Source organism: Kocuria sp. KRD140 (assembly GCF_017168375.1).
Classification (GTDB): domain Bacteria; phylum Actinomycetota; class Actinomycetes; order Actinomycetales; family Micrococcaceae; genus Kocuria; species Kocuria marina.
Genome location: NZ_JABFAW010000007.1, coordinates 125,380 through 143,110, shown reverse-complemented (window position 1 = coordinate 143,110; position 17,731 = coordinate 125,380). Strand labels below are relative to the sequence as shown.

22 protein-coding genes are annotated in these 17,731 nt (G+C 66.8%); all 22 read left to right on the top strand.

Annotation, left to right across the window (positions count from 1 at the left end):
• Positions 1 to 40 precede the first annotated feature (40 nt).
• Positions 41 to 853 (top strand): protocatechuate 3,4-dioxygenase subunit beta, encoded by an 813-nt coding sequence (gene pcaH, locus J1M36_RS07025; RefSeq protein ID WP_064845259.1) that lies wholly within the window; start codon positions 41 to 43, stop codon positions 851 to 853.
• Positions 846 to 1,418: a protocatechuate 3,4-dioxygenase subunit alpha gene (pcaG, locus tag J1M36_RS07020; RefSeq protein WP_064845221.1), complete on the top strand. Its 573-nt coding sequence runs from the start codon at positions 846 to 848 to the stop codon at positions 1,416 to 1,418. The genes pcaH and pcaG overlap by 8 nt, the downstream gene beginning before the upstream one ends.
• A complete protein-coding gene (locus J1M36_RS07015) occupies positions 1,418 to 2,860 on the top strand; it encodes a lyase family protein (protein ID WP_206478965.1) in 1,443 nt (480 codons plus the stop codon). Before pcaG ends, J1M36_RS07015 begins: the two co-directional genes overlap by 1 nt.
• On the top strand, positions 2,857 to 3,645 hold the full coding sequence (locus J1M36_RS07010; RefSeq protein ID WP_064845219.1) for an alpha/beta fold hydrolase: 789 nt from the start codon (positions 2,857 to 2,859) through the stop codon (positions 3,643 to 3,645). Before J1M36_RS07015 ends, J1M36_RS07010 begins: the two co-directional genes overlap by 4 nt.
• A gap of 146 nt (positions 3,646 to 3,791) precedes the next feature.
• Positions 3,792 to 4,190 carry a carboxymuconolactone decarboxylase family protein gene (locus J1M36_RS07005; RefSeq protein WP_064845218.1) on the top strand — a complete coding sequence of 133 codons (399 nt, stop codon included), beginning with the start codon at positions 3,792 to 3,794 and terminating at the stop codon, positions 4,188 to 4,190.
• A 141-nt stretch (positions 4,191 to 4,331) separates the two neighbouring features.
• Positions 4,332 to 5,543, top strand: coding sequence for a thiolase family protein (locus J1M36_RS07000; protein WP_064845217.1), 1,212 nt, complete (start codon positions 4,332 to 4,334; stop codon positions 5,541 to 5,543).
• A gap of 32 nt (positions 5,544 to 5,575) precedes the next feature.
• Positions 5,576 to 6,274 carry a 3-oxoacid CoA-transferase subunit A gene (locus tag J1M36_RS06995; protein WP_064845216.1) on the top strand — a complete coding sequence of 233 codons (699 nt, stop codon included), beginning with the start codon at positions 5,576 to 5,578 and terminating at the stop codon, positions 6,272 to 6,274.
• Complete coding sequence (locus tag J1M36_RS06990; RefSeq protein ID WP_064845215.1) at positions 6,271 to 6,930, top strand: 3-oxoacid CoA-transferase subunit B; 660 nt, start codon at positions 6,271 to 6,273, stop codon at positions 6,928 to 6,930. The genes J1M36_RS06995 and J1M36_RS06990 overlap by 4 nt, the downstream gene beginning before the upstream one ends.
• Positions 6,931 to 7,037: 107 nt before the next feature.
• Entirely contained in the window at positions 7,038 to 7,856 is an 819-nt protein-coding gene (locus tag J1M36_RS06985) for an IclR family transcriptional regulator C-terminal domain-containing protein (protein WP_064845214.1), read from the top strand.
• 229 nt (positions 7,857 to 8,085) lie between these two features.
• Positions 8,086 to 8,460 carry a 30S ribosomal protein S12 gene (rpsL, locus tag J1M36_RS06980; RefSeq protein WP_012397684.1) on the top strand — a complete coding sequence of 125 codons (375 nt, stop codon included), beginning with the start codon at positions 8,086 to 8,088 and terminating at the stop codon, positions 8,458 to 8,460.
• Positions 8,460 to 8,930: a 30S ribosomal protein S7 gene (gene rpsG, locus J1M36_RS06975; RefSeq protein ID WP_064845213.1), complete on the top strand. Its 471-nt coding sequence runs from the start codon at positions 8,460 to 8,462 to the stop codon at positions 8,928 to 8,930. The genes rpsL and rpsG overlap by 1 nt, the downstream gene beginning before the upstream one ends.
• 79 nt (positions 8,931 to 9,009) lie before the next feature.
• Positions 9,010 to 11,124 carry an elongation factor G gene (gene fusA / locus J1M36_RS06970; protein ID WP_098054389.1) on the top strand — a complete coding sequence of 705 codons (2,115 nt, stop codon included), beginning with the start codon at positions 9,010 to 9,012 and terminating at the stop codon, positions 11,122 to 11,124.
• 160 nt (positions 11,125 to 11,284) lie between these two features.
• Positions 11,285 to 12,475 (top strand): elongation factor Tu, encoded by a 1,191-nt coding sequence (gene tuf / locus J1M36_RS06965; protein ID WP_064845211.1) that lies wholly within the window; start codon positions 11,285 to 11,287, stop codon positions 12,473 to 12,475.
• Positions 12,476 to 12,990: 515 nt separating this feature from the next.
• Entirely contained in the window at positions 12,991 to 13,299 is a 309-nt protein-coding gene (gene rpsJ / locus J1M36_RS06960) for a 30S ribosomal protein S10 (protein ID WP_003803825.1), read from the top strand.
• A gap of 16 nt (positions 13,300 to 13,315) precedes the next feature.
• Positions 13,316 to 13,972, top strand: coding sequence for a 50S ribosomal protein L3 (rplC, locus tag J1M36_RS06955; RefSeq protein ID WP_035959743.1), 657 nt, complete (start codon positions 13,316 to 13,318; stop codon positions 13,970 to 13,972).
• Positions 13,973 to 13,977: 5 nt separating this feature from the next.
• Positions 13,978 to 14,601, top strand: a complete 624-nt coding sequence (rplD, locus tag J1M36_RS06950) for a 50S ribosomal protein L4 (RefSeq protein ID WP_035959733.1) — start codon at positions 13,978 to 13,980, stop codon at positions 14,599 to 14,601.
• A complete protein-coding gene (gene rplW, locus J1M36_RS06945; protein ID WP_035959727.1) occupies positions 14,598 to 14,903 on the top strand; it encodes a 50S ribosomal protein L23 in 306 nt (101 codons plus the stop codon). Before rplD ends, rplW begins: the two co-directional genes overlap by 4 nt.
• Before the next feature lie 31 nt (positions 14,904 to 14,934).
• Positions 14,935 to 15,774 carry a 50S ribosomal protein L2 gene (rplB, locus tag J1M36_RS06940; protein WP_035959718.1) on the top strand — a complete coding sequence of 280 codons (840 nt, stop codon included), beginning with the start codon at positions 14,935 to 14,937 and terminating at the stop codon, positions 15,772 to 15,774.
• Positions 15,775 to 15,786: 12 nt separating this feature from the next.
• Positions 15,787 to 16,068, top strand: a complete 282-nt coding sequence (gene rpsS, locus J1M36_RS06935) for a 30S ribosomal protein S19 (protein WP_035959716.1) — start codon at positions 15,787 to 15,789, stop codon at positions 16,066 to 16,068.
• Between the two features lie 53 nt (positions 16,069 to 16,121).
• Complete coding sequence (gene rplV, locus J1M36_RS06930) at positions 16,122 to 16,487, top strand: 50S ribosomal protein L22 (RefSeq protein WP_012397693.1); 366 nt, start codon at positions 16,122 to 16,124, stop codon at positions 16,485 to 16,487.
• Positions 16,488 to 17,312 carry a 30S ribosomal protein S3 gene (gene rpsC / locus J1M36_RS06925; RefSeq protein ID WP_035959714.1) on the top strand — a complete coding sequence of 275 codons (825 nt, stop codon included), beginning with the start codon at positions 16,488 to 16,490 and terminating at the stop codon, positions 17,310 to 17,312. It begins immediately after the preceding gene.
• Positions 17,312 to 17,728, top strand: coding sequence for a 50S ribosomal protein L16 (rplP, locus tag J1M36_RS06920; RefSeq protein WP_064845210.1), 417 nt, complete (start codon positions 17,312 to 17,314; stop codon positions 17,726 to 17,728). Before rpsC ends, rplP begins: the two co-directional genes overlap by 1 nt.
• Positions 17,729 to 17,731: the final 3 nt, after the last annotated feature.

Genomic DNA, 17,731 nt, shown 5'->3' with positions numbered 1-17,731 from the left:
CCGGACCCAGACTCCGATCCACTCACCCAAGGAGATGATCATGACCACCGAGAACGACGACACCTTCGACCCGCCGTACGTCAAGGACGCGGACGACGCCGCCGACACCCAGAACCAGCTCAACGACGAGATGGCCGCCATCAGCAAGCAGTACGAGAAGGCCGGCACGGAGGAGACCCAGCCTCGTCTGGACTACGCCCCGTACCGCAGCTCGATCCTGCGTCACCCCACCAAGGACCCCCGCCACGCGGACCCGGAGACCATCGAGCTCTACGCGCCGGCCTTCGGCCAGCGGGACGTGCACGCGCTGGAGTCGGATCTGACAATCCAGGACGGCGGCGAGCCCATCGGTGAGCGGATCCGGATCTCCGGGCGCATCCTGGACGGCGACGGCCGCCCCGTGCGCAACCAGCTCGTGGAGATCTGGCAGGCCAACGCCGCCGGTCGCTACATCCACAAGCGCGATCAGCACCCGGCCCCGATCGACCCGAACTTCACGGGCGTGGGCCGCTGTCTGACCGGTGACGACGGTTCCTACTCGTTCATCACCATCAAGCCGGGCCCGTACCCGTGGAAGAACCACCTCAACGCGTGGCGCCCCGCGCACGTGCACTTCTCGCTGTTCGGCACGGATTTCACGCAGCGCATGATCACCCAGATGTACTTCCCGGGTGACCCGCTATTCGCGTTGGACCCCATCTACCAGTCGATCGTGGACCCCAAGGCGCGCGAGCGTCTCGTGGCGGACTACGACCACGACATCTCCGAGCACGAATGGCTGCTCGGCTACCGCTGGGACATCGTGCTGAGCGGTTCGAACCGAACCTGGACGGAGGACGACAGCAATGTCTGAGAACACTGAGCGCCTGGTGCCCACCCCGGGCCAGACCATCGGACCCTTCTACGGCTACGCGCTGCCCTACGAGGGCGGGGAGTTCCTCGTGGACCGTTCGCACCCGAACGCCGTGCGCCTGCACGGCACGGTGTATGACGGCCACGGCACGCCGGTTCCGGACTCCATGCTCGAGATCTGGCAGGCGGACGAGAACGGCCAGGTCTCGCAGGAGCCCGGTTCGCTCAAGCGGGACGGCTACACCTTCACCGGTTTCGGCCGCGTGGCGGTGGACAACGTGGGGCACTACGACTTCACCACGGTCAACCCCGGCCCCACCGAGGACGGCAAGGCCCCGTTCATCTGCCTCACGGTGTTCGCGCGCGGTCTGCTGAACCGACTGTTCACCCGCGTGTACCTGCCCGAGGATACGGACGCACTGACCAACGATCCGCTGCTGTCCTCGCTGTCCGAGGCCGAACGCGCCACGATGATCGCAGAGCGTCAGTCGGACGGCTCGTTGCACTTCGACGTGCACCTGCAGGGGGACCGCGAGACCGTGTTCCTGGCCTACCCGGGGATCTGATGATCTTCACCGGTCTTCTCACTCCGGGGAGCCACCGAGCCGCAGAGCTCGCCGACGACCGTGCCGTGGCCCGCGCGATCCTCCGTGTGGAGGACGCGTGGGCCGCGGCCCAGTCGCGGTCCGGGCTCGTTGCGCCCGACGCCGCTCGGGCGGCCCACGCCGCAGCTGAAAGCGTGGCGCTCGACGAAGCGGCCTTGAACGACCTCGCGGTCGCGTCCGAGGGCGGAGGCAATCCCGTGATCCCCCTGCTCGCGGCCTACCGTGCAGCGGTCACCGAGGAGAACGGCGCGCCGATTAGTGCGGTGCACGCCTCGTTGACCAGCCAGGACGTCATGGACACGGCCCTCGCGCTGGTGATGCGTGACGTCCGCTCGAGCATCCTCGCGCACCTCGCCCGCACGGGGGACGCTCTCGCTCGCATCGTGGCTGAGCACCGCGACACCGTGATGGTCGGACGGACCCTCACCCAGCACGCACTCCCCATTTCTTTCGGTCTCAAGGCCGCCTCGTGGCTCGCAGCGGTCGACGACGCCGTGGACGCCGTGCTCGCCGCACGGCTTCCCGTGTCGTACGGCGGGGCGTCCGGGAGCCTGGCCGCCACGATGGCCCGCTGCTCCGACGGCGCAACGTCGGAGCAGACCTTCGGGCGGGTCACCGATTTGCTGGGCCACTGGGCGGACGAGCTCGGCCTGGAGCTGCCGAACGGTGTGTGGCACACCGACCGCGTGCCGGTGCTGCGGGTCGCGAGCGGCTACGCGCAGACCACCGCCGCACTGGCCCGCATGGCCAACGACGTCCTCATGATGTCCCGGCCGGAGGTGGGGGAGCTGCGCGAACCCACCGCGGAGGGACGAGGTGTTTCCTCGGCCATGCCGCAGAAGCAGAACCCCGTGCTGAGCGTGCTGCTCAAGCGCACGGGCATCGCGGCCCCGGGGCTGCTGTCCCAGGTGTTCGCGGGTGCGAGCGCCGCGGACGACGAACGCCCGGACGGCGGCTGGCATGCCGAATGGGCCGCGTTGCGCGAGCTCGCGGTACTGGCGACCGCGGCGTCGTCGCACGCTGCCGAGCTGGCCGGGGGGCTCACGGTGGACACCGAGCGCATGGCGCAGAACCTCGAGCGCGCGGGAACGGGCGTGATGGCGGAACGGCTGAGCGCGGCACTCGCGCCGGTGCTGAGCGAGCGCGAGGTCAAGAACGCGAAGCAGCGCGTGCAGGCCGCGGTGCGCGCCGAGCCGTGGGACGCGGACGCGCTCGCGAGCGCCCTGGCGCGGGAGATCGCGGCGGAAGAGGACCCGACTCTGCCCGAGGGAGTGTCCGTCGGGGATCCGCAGTCCGTGACCCGCTGGGTCCGGAGCCTGCTGGACCCGCGCGGTTACCTGGGCGCGTCGGGCGAACTGTGTGACCGGGCCGTGGCCCGGCACGAGGAAAGGACGACGGCATGACGGTTCCCGCACCGGGACTCGTGGAATTCACCCGACCGCAGGACCTCGCGGAGGGTGCACCCCTCGTGGTGCTCGGCCCCGCACTGGGCACCTCGGTCACCCATCTCTACGCGGCCGTGGCCCCGCTGCTGGCCGAGCGGTTCCACGTGATCGGCTGGGACCTTCCGGGCCACGGGGTCAGCGATCCCGCGCAGGAATTCACGCTCGGAGAACTCGCCCGCGCCGTGGCGGACGCCGTCACCGAGCACACCGGTGCGCGGTCGTGGCACATGGCGGGGACCTCGATCGGGGGAGCGGCGGTGCAGCAATTGCTCGCCCAGGATCCCGAGCGGGTGGCGTCCGCGGCGTTGATCGCCACGAGCAACTACTTCCCGGACCCGCGGATGTGGCGCGAGCGCGCCGAGCTCGTCGCGAGTGCCGGCACACCCACCCAGGTGATCGAGTGTGCCAAGGCGTGGTTCGCCCCCGATTTCCTGGCCGAGCACTCGGAACGCGGGACCCCGTTGCTGCACGACCTGCAGGGGACGGACCGGTTCAGTTACGCCGCGGCCTGCCGTGCGCTGGGTGGTTTCGACCTGCGGGAGCGCACGCGCCCCGCGCCCGTCCCCACCGCAGTCGTGGCCGGTGCGCAGGACGCCATGGTGGGGCCCGACGTCGCCCAGGGTCTCGCGGACGCGCTGCACGCGCGCTGCGAGGTCGTTGACGACGCCGCCCACCTCGTACCTGTGGCCGCACCCGAGCTCGTGGCCCACACGATCGCGGAGCTCGTGGCGGCCGCGCGCTGACGCGGTCCACGCGCGCTCGATCGATCCGCGGCACCCGCGGGGAGCCGCGAGCGCACGAGACACGGATTCACGGGACGCGGCATGACGGGCCACGATCTCGGGAACGACGACACGAACCAGCACGAGACCAGGAACGAGGAACAAACATGAACCCACGCTCGCAACGCACCGAAGCACAGGCCCTGCAGGACGGGATGACCGTGCGCCGGGAGGTGCTCTCGGACGCCCATGTGGACCGCGCGGAGTCCGGCAAGACCGAGTTCACGGAGGACTTCCAGGACTTCATCTCGCGCTACGCGTGGGGTGAGATCTGGACCCGGCCCGGCCTGGACCGCCGGATGCGCAGCGCGTGCGTGTTGACCGCGCTGATCGCCGCCGGTCACTGGGAGGAGTTCGAGATGCACGTCAAGGCGGCGTTGCGCAACGGGCTGAGCACGGACGAGATCAAGGAGATCCTGCTGCAGTCCGCGATCTACCTCTCCGTCCCGTCCGCCAACAACGCGTTCAAGCACGCGCAGAAGGCGCTGTCGGAGTACTCGGGCTGACCGGAATTGTTCGTCATGCGAACAAGTGTTCACATGGCGAGCACCGCGCTCTAGACTGAACATATGCAACGCGGTGACCGGACACCCGAGCCCGGCGCCGCCCCGGCCGCGGCCGGGTGAGCTACCACGGTGAGGATCCCCATGAACCACGCATACGTCTACGACGCCATCCGTACCCCGTTCGGGAAGGTGGGTGGCGCGCTCGCGAGCCACCGTCCCGACGACCTCGCGGCCCTCGTGGTGCGCACGCTCGTGGAACGCGCACCCGAGCTGGACCCCGCCACGATCGACGAGGTCTACTTAGGCAATGCCAACGGCGCCGGTGAGGAGAACCGCAACGTGGCGCGCATGGCCACGCTGCTCGCGGGTCTGCCCGTGTCCGTTCCCGGCTCCACGATCAACCGGTTGTGCGGTTCGTCCCTGGACGCCGCGATGATGGGCTCCCGTCAGATCGAGGTGGGGGAAGGGGACTTGCTGCTCGTGGGCGGCGTCGAGTCCATGTCCCGCGCGCCGTGGGTGCTGCCCAAGACCGAGCGGCCCTACCCCATGCAGAACCTCGAACTCGCCAACACGACCCTGGGCTGGCGCCTCGTGAACCCGGACATGCCGAGCGAGTGGACGGTGTCCCTCGGTGAGGCCACCGAGCAGTTGCGCGAGAAGCACGGCATCTCGCGCGAGGACCAGGACGCGTTCGCGGCCACCTCCCACCAGCTCGCGGCCAAGGCGTGGGACGAGGGCAAGTACGACGACATCACGGTCAGCGTGGCCCCCAACACCAAGAAGGGCGTGGAGCTCACCCGGGACGAAACCGTGCGCGGGGACTCCACCCCGGAGACGCTCGCCGGTCTGCGCACCGTGTTCCGCAGTGGTGACAACGCGACCGTCACCGCCGGTAACTCCTCTCCCATGAACGACGGCGCGTCCGCCGTGTGGCTCGGCAGCGAGCGCGGTGCGCAGCTGCTCGGTCGCGAGCCCATCGCCCGTATCGCCGGCCGCGGTGCCGCCGCCAACGAACCACAGTTCTTCGGTGAGGCGCCCGTGGAGGCGGCCAACATCGCCGTGCGCCGCGCGGGGATCACGTGGGACGACGTCGCCGCCGTGGAACTCAACGAGGCCTTCGCCGCGCAGTCGCTCGCGTGCCTGCGCCAGTGGGGTGTGGACCAGAGCATCGTCAACCAGTGGGGCGGGGCCATCGCGATCGGCCACCCGCTCGGCGCCTCCGGGACCCGCGTGTTGGGGACCCTGGCCCGCCGGTTGCAGGAGAGCGGGCAGCGCTGGGGTGTGGCCAGCCTGTGCATCGGCGTGGGGCAGGGCCTCGCGGTGGTGCTCGAGAACGAGAACGCCCAGGGCTGAGACCCCTCCAACCTTTTCGAGAAAGGCACACCATGCTCAACATTGCAGACAGCGCCGCGGCGGCCGTGGAGCTCATCCACGACGGTGCGTGCGTGATGATCGGCGGCTTCGGTGTGGCCGGTCAGCCCGTGGAACTCATCGACGCCCTGATCGAACACGGCGCCAAGGACCTCACGGTCGTGAACAACAACGCCGGCAACGGGGACGTGGGTCTCGCCAAGCTGATCCAGCTGGGCCGCGTGCAGAAGATCATCTGCTCGTTCCCGCGCCAGTCGGACTCGTGGCACTTCGATGAGAAGTACCGCGCCGGTGAGATCGAGCTCGAGGTCGTCCCGCAGGGCAACCTCGCCGAGCGGATCCGCGCCGCCGGTGCCGGGATCGGGGCGTTCTTCACGCCCACCGGTTACGGCACGCCCCTGGCCGAGGGCAAGGAGGTGCGCGAGCTGGACGGCAAGCACCAGGTGCTCGAGTACCCCATCCACGCGGACTTCTCCCTGACCAAGGCGTACCGGGCGGACAAGGCCGGCAACCTCGTGTACCGCAAGACGGCGCGCAACTTCGGCCCCATCATGGCTGCGGCGGCCACGCACTCCATCGTGCAGGTCAGCGACATCGTGGAGCGCGGGCAGATCGATCCCGAGGTTGTGGTGACCCCTGGGATCTACGTGGACACCGTGGTGCAGATCAACCGGCCCCAGCAGCAGGACCCGCGAGAGGAAGGTGCGGCATGAGCGTTCCGCAGAACAGTGATCACCCGTTGAGCCCGGAGGAACTCGCGGAGGTCGTGGCGCGGGACATCCCCGCCGGGGCGTACGTGAACCTGGGCATCGGCCAGCCCACCCTGGTCTCCAACTACCTCAGCGCCGAGGACGACGTCACCCTGCACACCGAGAACGGGATGCTCGGGATGGGTGCGGAGGCCCACGGGGACGAGGTGGACCCGGACCTGATCAACGCCGGCAAGATCCCCGTGGTCGAGACCGAGGGCTGCTCGTACTTCCACCACGCGGACTCGTTCGCCATGATGCGCGGCGGTCACCTGGACTGCTGCGTGCTGGGTGCGTTCCAGGTGGACCAGCAAGGCAACCTTGCCAACTGGCACACCGGTAAGCCGGACGCGATCCCCGCCGTGGGCGGTGCCATGGACCTCGCCACCGGCGCCAAGCAGACCTTCGTGATGATGACCCTGAAGACCAAGAAGGGTCAGTCGAAGCTCGTGAAGGAGTGCACCATGCCGCTCACGGGCGTGGGCTGCGTGTCCCGGATCTACACGGACCTCGGCGTGTTCCTCCTCGAGGACGGCAAGGTCACGGTGCGCGAGACCTTCGGTGTCGGCTTCGACGAACTCGCCCAGCAGGTGGATGTGGAGCTGACCCCCGCCCAGTGACCCGCGCGGTAGTCTGCCGGGTAGTGTGCCGATGGTGTCGCGCGGACCGTTCGCGGTGCCATCGCCGTGTCGATCAGTGACCCACGCGGCGTCGTGGGGGAGAGAGGGTGGTCACCACGACCGGTAGCAACGACTCCGCCCCCGGGGACGGTTTCGTGCAGTCGCTCGCGCGCGGGCTCGCCGTGATCGGGGCGTTCGACGTCGAACGCCCCGCCATGAGCCTGTCCGAGGTGGCCCGGCAGACCCAGCTGACCCGCGCGACCGCCCGCCGGTTCCTGCTCACGCTCGAGTCCCTGGGTTACGTGCGCTCGGACGGGCGGCGCTTCGAACTCACGCCCAAGGTACTGAGCCTGGGCTACTCCTATCTCTCCGCGCTGTCGCTGCCGCAACTGGCCCAGCCCCACCTGCGTTCGTTGTCGGACGAGCTCGGGGAATCCACGTCCATGTCCGTGCTCGACGGCGCGGAGATCGTCTACGTCGCGCGCGTGGCCACCCAGCGGATCATGAGCGTGAGCATCTCGCTCGGCACGAGGTTCCCGGCGTACGCAACCTCCATGGGCCGGGTCCTGCTCGCGGCACTGCCCCCCGAGGAGCTCGCGGAACTGCTCGAGCGGGCGCAACCGCGCAGCTTGACCCCGCTGACACTCACGGACCACACGCAGCTGCGGGCGCAGATCGCCGCCGTGCGTCGTGCCGGCCACGCCGTGGTGGACCAGGAACTCGAACTCGGGCTGCGCTCCGTGGCCGTGCCGGTGACGGACGGCACGGGAGCGGTGGTGGCCGCGATCAACGTGTCCATGCGCGCGGGCCTCGGATCCGGGGACGTGGAACACCTGGACCGCCGCGTGGTCCCCGCCCTGCAACGGTGCGCCGCCGCCCTGTCGGCGGACGTCGTGACCTCCGGCAAAAGCGATTTCTCCTCCTGAGACGCGAGCTGCTATGCTAAGGAAGAATTGCTCGATTCCGGGCAGTCCTCAGATGGCAAATCGGACACCGTCCTGTGGTACGCACCCTGTACCTAGATGCCATCTTTCGTCATGCTCGGACACGGTTTCGTCGCAGTCACTACTGCTGATCCGTCCCGGCGGGCCCGGGATCAATATTCCGCCATCAACGGGGGCGGCCACCACCGGTCCCGTTCCAACAGGAGGCACTGTGCCAACTATCCAGCAACTGGTCCGCAAGGGCCGGCACTCCAAGGTCGTGAAGACCAAGGCTCCCGCGCTCAAGGGCAACCCCATGAAGCGCGGCGTCTGCACCCGCGTGTTCACCACGACCCCCAAGAAGCCGAATTCGGCGCTGCGCAAGGTGGCCCGTGTGAAGCTCAACGGCGGCGTGGAAGTCACCGCCTACATCCCGGGTGAGGGTCACAACCTTCAGGAACACTCCATCGTGCTCGTGCGCGGTGGTCGTGTGAAGGACCTGCCGGGTGTCCGTTACAAGATCGTGCGCGGCGCGCTCGACACCCAGGGTGTCAAGGGCCGTCAGCAGGCTCGCTCCCGCTACGGCGCGAAGAAGGAGAAGAAGTAATGCCTCGTAAAGGTCCCGCTCCCAAGCGCCCCCTCGTCGTCGATCCCGTCTACGGCTCGCCCGTGGTCACGCAGCTGATCAACAAGGTCCTGCAGGACGGCAAGAAGTCCACCGCCGAGCGCATCGTCTACGGTGCCCTCGAGGGTGTACGCAACAAGACCAACTCCGATCCCGTGGCCACCCTGAAGAAGGCCCTCGACAACGTCAAGCCCGCCCTCGAGGTCCGCTCCCGTCGTGTCGGTGGCGCCACCTACCAGGTGCCGGTCGAGGTCAAGGCAGGCCGCGCCCAGGCACTGTCCCTGCGCTGGCTCGTGGGCTACTCCAAGGCCCGTCGTGAGAACACCATGACCGAGCGTCTGCAGAACGAGATCCTCGACGCCTCCAACGGCCTCGGTGCCGCTGTGAAGCGCCGCGAGGACACCCACAAGATGGCCGAATCCAACAAGGCCTTCGCCCACTACCGCTGGTAAAATTCGGTAGTCCTGTCGGCCCCGCGCTGCGCGGGGCCGACACCAGGGCCCGGCACTACCTTTTACGAAGGGAACCATCGTGGCACTCGACGTGCTTACCGACCTCAAGAAGGTCCGCAATATCGGCATCATGGCTCACATCGATGCCGGTAAGACCACGACCACCGAACGAATCCTGTTCTACACGGGCATCAACCACAAGCTCGGCGAAACGCACGACGGTGCATCCACGATGGACTGGATGGCTCAGGAGCAGGAACGCGGCATCACCATCACGTCCGCCGCGACCTCGTGCTACTGGCACGACTACCAGATCAACATCATCGACACCCCGGGTCACGTGGACTTCACGGTCGAGGTCGAGCGCTCTCTGCGCGTGCTCGACGGCGCCGTGGCCGTCTTCGACGGCAAAGAGGGCGTGGAGCCCCAGTCCGAGACCGTGTGGCGCCAGGCCGATAAGTACGAAGTGCCCCGCATCTGCTTCGTCAACAAGATGGACAAGCTGGGCGCCGACTTCTACTTCACCGTGGACACCATCAAGTCCCGCCTGGGCGCGACCCCGCTCGTGTTGCAGCTGCCGATCGGTGCCGAGAACGACTTCGTGGGCGTCATCGACCTGGTGACCATGAAGGCTCTCGTGTGGGAGGGCGACTCCAAGGGTGACGTCTCCCTGGGCGCCAAGTACGAGACGCGCGATATCCCGGAGGATCTGAAGGACCGCGCGGATGACTACCGCAACCAGCTCGTCGAGGCCGTCGCAGAGGCGGACGACGAGCTCATGGAGAAGTACCTCGGCGGCGAGGAGCTCACCGAGGACGAGATCAAGGCTGGCATCCGCAAGCTGACGATCACTTCCCAGGCCTACCCCGTGCTGTGTGGCTCGGCGTTCAAGAACCGCGGCGTGCAGCCCATGCTCGACGCCGTGGTGGACTACCTGCCCTCCCCGCTCGACGTGGAGGACGTGCAGGGCCACGCCATCAACGACGAGGAAGAGGTCATGACCCGCGCCGCGGACGCCAACGGCCCCTTCGCGGCCCTCGCGTTCAAGGTCGCCTCGCACCCGTTCTACGGCCAGCTCACGTACATCCGCGTGTACTCCGGCAAGGCGAAGGCCGGCGAGCAGGTCATGAACTCCACCAAGGGCAAGCGCGAGCGCATCGGCAAGCTCTTCCAGATGCACTCCAACAAGGAGAACCCGGTGGACGAGATCTCCGCCGGTCACATCTACGCGGCGATCGGTCTGAAGGACACCACCACGGGCGACACCCTGTGCGATTCGAACAACCAGATCGTGCTGGAGTCCATGAGCTTCCCCCAGCCTGTGATCTTCGTGGCCATCGAGCCCAAGACCAAGGGTGACCAGGAGAAGCTGTCCACCGCCATCCAGAAGCTCTCCGCGGAGGACCCCACCTTCACGGTGTCCCTCAACGACGAGACCGGCCAGACCGAGATCGGCGGCATGGGCGAGCTGCACCTGGACATCCTGGTGGACCGCATGAAGCGCGAGTTCAAGGTCGAGGCCAACGTGGGCAAGCCGCAGGTGGCCTACCGCGAGACCATCAAGAAGGCCGTGGACAAGGTCGACTACACCCACAAGAAGCAGACCGGTGGTTCCGGCCAGTTCGCCAAGGTGCAGGTTTCCTTCGAGCCGCTGCCGCTGGACGCGGAGGAGCTGTACGAGTTCGACAATGCCGTGACCGGTGGTCGCGTGCCGCGCGAGTACATCCCCTCGGTGGACCACGGTATCCAGGACGCCATGCAGTTGGGCATCCTCGCGGGCTACCCGGTGGTGGGCGTCAAGGCCACCCTGATCGACGGTGCCTACCACGACGTGGACTCCTCGGAAATGGCGTTCAAGATCGCCGGCTCGATGGTGTTCAAGGAAGGTGCCCGGCGTGCCAACCCGGTCCTGCTCGAGCCGCTCATGGCCGTGGAGGTGCGTACCCCGGAAGAGTACATGGGTGACGTCATCGGTGACCTGAACTCCCGCCGTGGCCAGATCCAGTCCATGGAGGACGTCGCGGGTGTCAAGCTCGTGAAGGCCCTGGTGCCCTTGTCGGAGATGTTCGGCTACATCGGTGACCTGCGGTCCAAGACCCAGGGTCGCGCGGTGTACTCGATGGAGTTCGACAGCTACTCGGAGGTCCCCAAGGCCGTGGCCGAGGAGATCATCCAGAAGAACCGCGGCGAGTGAGCCGGCGGGGCCCACGCCCCGTGATTTCAGTAAATTCGTAATCCAGAAGTAGACTTGCACAGGTTTCGACACGCGCAGCGTCTGAAGCGCTGTGGTCCCACGCTCCGTGGTCCGGAGCAGTCGAGCAAGTCTCACCTCAATGTTCTAGGAGGAACACATCATGGCGAAGGCCAAGTTCGAGCGCACCAAGCCGCACCTCAACATTGGCACCATCGGCCACGTTGACCACGGCAAGACCACGCTCACCGCTGCGATCTCCAAGGTTCTGGCCGACAAGTACCCGGACGTCAACGAGCAGCGTGACTTCGGTGCGATCGACTCCGCCCCGGAGGAGAAGCAGCGCGGCATCACGATCAACATCTCTCACATCGAGTACCAGACCGACAAGCGTCACTACGCCCACGTGGACGCCCCCGGTCACGCCGACTACGTGAAGAACATGATCACCGGTGCCGCTCAGATGGACGGCGCGATCCTCGTGGTCGCCGCGACCGACGGCCCCATGGCCCAGACCCGCGAGCACGTCCTGCTCGCCCGCCAGGTGGGCGTGCCTTACCTGCTGGTGGCGCTGAACAAGTCCGACATGGTCGACGACGAAGAGCTGCTCGACCTCGTCGAGATGGAGGTCCGCGAGCTGCTGTCCGACCAGGGCTTCGACGGCGACAACGCCCCCGTGGTGCGCGTCTCCGCTCTGAAGGCCCTCGAGGGCGACGCAGAGTGGGTCAAGTCTGTCGAGGACCTCATGGAGGCCGTGGACGAGAACGTCCCGGACCCCGTGCGTGACACCGACAAGCCCTTCCTGATGCCCATCGAGGACGTCTTCACGATCACCGGTCGCGGCACCGTGGTGACCGGCCGCGCCGAGCGCGGTACCCTGCCGATCAACTCCGAGGTCGAGATCGTGGGCATCCGCCCCGTGCAGAAGACCACGGTGACCGGTATCGAGATGTTCCACAAGCAGATGGACGAAGCCATGGCCGGCGAGAACTGCGGTCTGCTGCTGCGCGGTCTCAAGCGCGACGACGTCGAGCGTGGCCAGGTCGTGTGCAAGCCGGGTTCCATCACCCCGCACACCGACTTCGAGGCCAACGTCTACATCCTGTCCAAGGAAGAGGGCGGGCGTCACAACCCGTTCTACTCGAACTACCGCCCGCAGTTCTACTTCCGCACCACGGACGTCACCGGCGTCATCACCCTGCCCGAGGGCACCGAGATGGTCATGCCCGGTGACAACACCGAGATGACGGTCGAGCTGATCCAGCCGATCGCCATGGAGGAAGGCCTCGGCTTCGCCATCCGTGAGGGTGGCCGCACCGTGGGCTCCGGTCGTGTGACCAAGATCAACAAGTAAGACCCGTTGATCCGGTGAGGCGCTGAGTCGAACCTTCGAGAACCCCGTGGTCCGTTCAGGACCGCGGGGTTCTCGCATGTTCGGGCGGCGGCGTGCCCGCCGGCCCGAGGGAGTAGGGACGTGGCCGGTTTGCGCGCTCCCCCGGATCTCTGGCAGAATGGTCGCTGTTGTTCGCTCAGCGACGCGGGATTCCCGTGCGCCAGTCGAGCGCGTGGAGTCCATTGCGAGAACCGGGTGCGGAGCAGTCGCGCAACCGAAGCAAACGCAATGCAGCGAACTTCCACGCGGATATCACCGCGGACAACCATTTTTCAACCGGCACCGCATCATTGTGTGGACCGGGCGGCGCGCTCTTCGCGCGACACGCCCGAGTTCGGGTGCCGGGGCCCCGACAGGGTGAGGAACCCGGAAGTTTCCGGATTCAGTCTGTGCGGGGTGGCGAGCACGATCGCCGAGCACAAGGAGTCCGCGGACTCCATACAGGGAAGTACTTGAAGAAAGAGAGTCACGACGCCATGGCGGGACAAAAAATCCGCATCCGGCTGAAGTCCTATGACCACGAGGTCATCGACGTCTCGGCCCGGAAGATCGTTGAGACGGTGACGCGCGCAGGCGCCACGGTGGTGGGACCCGTCCCGCTGCCCACCGAGAAGAATGTGTACTGCGTGATCCGCTCGCCGCACAAGTACAAGGACAGCCGTGAGCATTTCGAGATGCGCACCCACAAGCGGCTGATCGACATCATCGACCCCACGCCCAAGGCCGTCGACTCGCTCATGCGTCTCGACCTGCCCGCTGACGTGAACATCGAAATCAAGCTGTAAAAAGGATCGCACCCCAATGACTACCACTTTCGAACGCCAGGTGAAGGGCCTGCTGGGCACGAAGCTCGGCATGACCCAGGTCTGGGACGAGAACGGGAAGTTCGTGCCGGTGACCGTGGTCAAGGCCGACTCCAACGTCGTGACGCAGCTGCGCAACGAGGACAAGGACGGCTACAACGCCGTGCAGATCGGCTTCGGTGCGATCGATCCCCGCAAGGTGACCAAGCCACTGGCCGGTCACTTCGCCGCTGCAGGCGTGACGCCCCGTCGTCATGTCGTCGAACTTCGTACTTCCGACGCCGCTGAGTACGAGCTGGGACAGGAACTGTCCGTCGAGCTCTTCGAGGCCGGTGCCAAGGTCGACGTCGTCGGCACCACCAAGGGTAAGGGCACCGCGGGTGTCATGAAGCGCCACGGCTTCGCCGGTGTGGGCGCCTCCCACGGTGCACACAAGAACCACCGCAAGCCGGGTTCCATCGGCGGCGCATCGTACCCCGCTCGCGTGTTCAAGGGCATGCGCATGGCCGGCCGGATGGGCAACGCCCGTCACACGACCATGAACCTGACCGTGCACGCTGTCGACGCCGAGAACTCCCTGCTGCTCATCAAGGGCGCCCTGCCGGGCCCCAAGGGATCGGTCGTCCTCGTCCGTTCCACCGTGAAGGGAGCCTGATACTCATGGCAACTGAAACCGTCAACGTCGAGCTGCCCGCTGAGATCTTCGACGCCCAGACCAACGTGGCGCTGCTGCACCAGGTCGTCGTCGCCCAGCTGGCCGCCGCCCGTCAGGGCACGCACAAGACCAAGACCCGCGCGGAGGTCTCCGGCGCCGGTCGCAAGCCGTTCAAGCAGAAGGGCACCGGCCGGGCTCGTCAGGGCTCCATCCGCGCCCCGCACATGACCGGCGGTGGCGTGGTGCACGGCCCCACGCCGCGTGACTACTCCCAGCGCACGCCCAAGAAGATGAAGGCTGCCGCCCTGCGCGGTGCCCTCTCGGACCGGGCCCGTAACGGCCGCATCCACGTGGTCGCGGATCTGGTGAGCGGCGAGCAGCCGTCCACGAAGGCCGCCAAGGAGGCGCTGCGTTCGCTCACCGAGCGCAAGAACCTGCTCGTGGTGCTGAACCGTGGCGAGGACAACGCCGCGCTGTCCGTGCGCAACCTGGTCAACGTGCACGCCGTGTACGCCGATCAGCTCAACACGTACGACGTGCTCGTCTCGGACGACGTGGTCTTCACCAAGGCCGCTTACGACTCGTTCGTCGCAGCCGCGTCCGGTAGCAAGCAGGAGGACGCCAAGTGAGCGTTATCTACAACAAGGACCCGCGCGACGTCATCATCCGTCCCGTGGTCTCCGAGAAGTCCTACGGTCTGATCGACGAGGGCAAGTACACCTTCCAGGTGGCCCCCTCCGCCAACAAGACCGAGATCAAGTACGCGATCGAGCACATCTTCGGTGTCAAGGTCGCGTCCGTGAACACCCTCAACCGTCCCGGTAAGCGTAAGCGCACGCGCTTCGGCTGGGGACAGCGTAAGGCCACCAAGCGTGCCATCGTGTCCCTCCGGGAAGGCTCCATCGACATCTTCGGCGGTCCGCTCTCTTGAGCGGAGACCACTTTAACGAGGAACTCAAAACATGGCTATCCGTAAGCACAAGCCGACAACCCCGGGCCGTCGTGGCTCGTCGGTTGCGGACTTCGTAGAAATCACGCGCACCACGCCCGAGAAGTCCCTGGTGCGTCCGCTGCCCAAGAAGGGCGGTCGTAACAACACCGGCCGCATCACCACCCGTCACAAGGGTGGCGGGCACAAGCGCCAGTACCGCGTGATTGACTTCCGTCGTCACGACAAGGACGGCGTGGACGCGAAGGTCGCCCACATCGAGTACGACCCGAACCGTACGGCTCGGATCGCGCTGCTGCACTACGTGGACGGCACCAAGCGCTACATCATCGCGCCGAACCGCCTGCGTCAGGGCGACGTCGTGGAGTCTGGCCCCAATGCCGACATCAAGCCGGGCAACAACCTGCCGCTGCGCAACATCCCCGTGGGTACCGTGCTGCACGCGGTGGAGCTGCGTCCGGGTGGGGGAGCCAAGCTCGCCCGTTCCGCCGGCGCATCCGTGCAGTTGGTCGCCCGTGAGGGCAAGTACGGTCAGCTGCGCCTGCCCTCCGGTGAAATCCGCAACGTGGACGTGCGCTGCCGCGCGACCGTGGGCGAGGTCGGTAACGCCGAGCAGTCCAACATCAACTGGGGCAAGGCCGGACGTAACCGCTGGAAGGGCATCCGCCCGACCGTCCGCGGTGTGGTCATGAACCCCGTGGACCACCCGCACGGTGGTGGCGAGGGCAAGACCTCCGGTGGTCGTCACCCGGTCAACCCCAACGGTAAGCCCGAGGGACGCACCCGTCGCCCCAACAAGGAAAGCGACAAGCTCATCGTGCGTCGTCGTCGTACCGGCAAGAACAAGCGCTAAGGAGCCTGACTAATGCCACGCAGCCTCAAGAAGGGCCCTTTCGTTGATCAGCACCTCTTCGTGAAGGTCGCCAAGGAGAACGAGAAGGGCACCAAGAACGTCATCAAGACGTGGTCCCGCCGCTCGATGATCGTGCCCGACATGCTCGGACACACGATTGCCGTGCACGACGGACGCAAGCATGTCCCGGTGTTCATCACTGAGTCGATGGTCGGGCACAAGCTCGGCGAATTCGCCCCCACCCGCACGTTCCGCGGCCATGTGAAGGACGACAAGAAGGGCAAGCGTCGCTGACCCCTCGGGGTGAGCACGTTGCACTTCTTCGACAAGACGAGAGAAGGAAAGCAATGGAAGCCAAGGCATCTGCGCGCTACATCCGCGTGACGCCTATGAAGGCCCGGCGCGTCGTCAACCTGATTCGTGGCCAGCAGGCGAATGAGGCGTTGGCGATTCTGAAGTTTGCCCCGCAGGCAGCTTCAGAGCCGGTGTTCAAGGTTCTCGAATCCGCCGTGGCCAACGCCCGGCAGAAGGCCGACCGCGAGGGTCTCGCGTTCAAGCCGGAAGACCTCGTGGTCTCCGCGGCCTTCGTGGACGAGGGACCCACCATGAAGCGGTTCCAGCCGCGTGCCCAGGGCCGTGCGTTCCGCATCAACAAGCGCACGAGCCACGTGACCGTGGTCGTGGCGACCCCGGAGAAGGAGGAGGTCCGCTAAGTGGGACAGAAAATCAACCCCAACGGATTCCGTCTGGGTATCACCACCGACCACGTCTCGCACTGGTACGCGGACTCGAACCAGCCGGGTCAGCGCTACAAGGACTACATCCGCGAGGACGTGAAGATCCGCGAGCTCATGTCCACGGGCATGGAGCGCGCCGGCATCGCCAAGGTCGAGATCGAGCGCACCCGTGACCGCGTCCGCGTGGACATCCACACGGCGCGCCCGGGCATCGTGATCGGCCGCCGCGGCGCCGAGGCGGACCGGATCCGCGGTGAGCTCGAGAAGCTCACCGGCAAGCAGATCCAGCTCAACATCCTCGAGGTCAAGAACCCCGAGACCGATGCCCAGCTCGTCGCTCAGGGTGTCGCCGAGCAGCTGGCCTCCCGTGTCGCGTTCCGTCGCGCCATGAAGAAGGCCATCCAGTCCGCGCAGCGCGCCGGTGCCAAGGGCATCCGGATCCAGTGCGCCGGCCGCCTCGGCGGCGCGGAGATGTCCCGTTCGGAGTTCTACCGCGAAGGCCGTGTGCCCCTGCACACCCTGCGCGCGAACATCGACTACGGCTTCTTCGAGGCCAAGACCACCTTCGGCCGCATCGGCGTGAAGGTCTGGATCTACAAGGGCGACCTCACCGATAAGGAACTCGCCGCCCAGCAGGCCGCTGCTCCGTCCTCGCGCGGACGCAACGACCGTCGCGGCGGTGGCGAGCGGCGTCGTCGCAATGACCGTAACGACCGTGGTGGACGCCGTGAGCGCGACTCCGCCGCAGCCCCGCAGCAGAACACCGCTGCGGAGGCGACCAACGCAGAGGGTGGTAAGTAATGCTCATCCCACGTCGTGTGAAGTTCCGTAAGCAGCACCACCCGCGTCGTCGGGGTCAGGCGAAGGGCGGAACCCAGGTCACGTTCGGCGAGTGGGGCATCCAGGCGCTGAGCCCGGCGTACGTCACGAACCGTCAGATCGAGGCCGCGCGTATCGCCATGACCCGTCACATCAAGCGTGGCGGCAAGGTCTGGATCAACATCTACCCGGATCGTCCCCTGACCAAGAAGCCCGCCGAGACCCGCATGGGTTCCGGTAAGGGTTCCCCCGAGTGGTGGATCGCTAACGTCAAGCCCGGACGCGTGTTGTTCGAGATCTCCGGCGTGAGCGAGGACGTGGCGCGTGAGGCGCTGCGCCTGGCCATCCACAAGCTCCCGATGAAGGCACGCATCGTGCGTCGCGAAGGCGGTGAATGATCA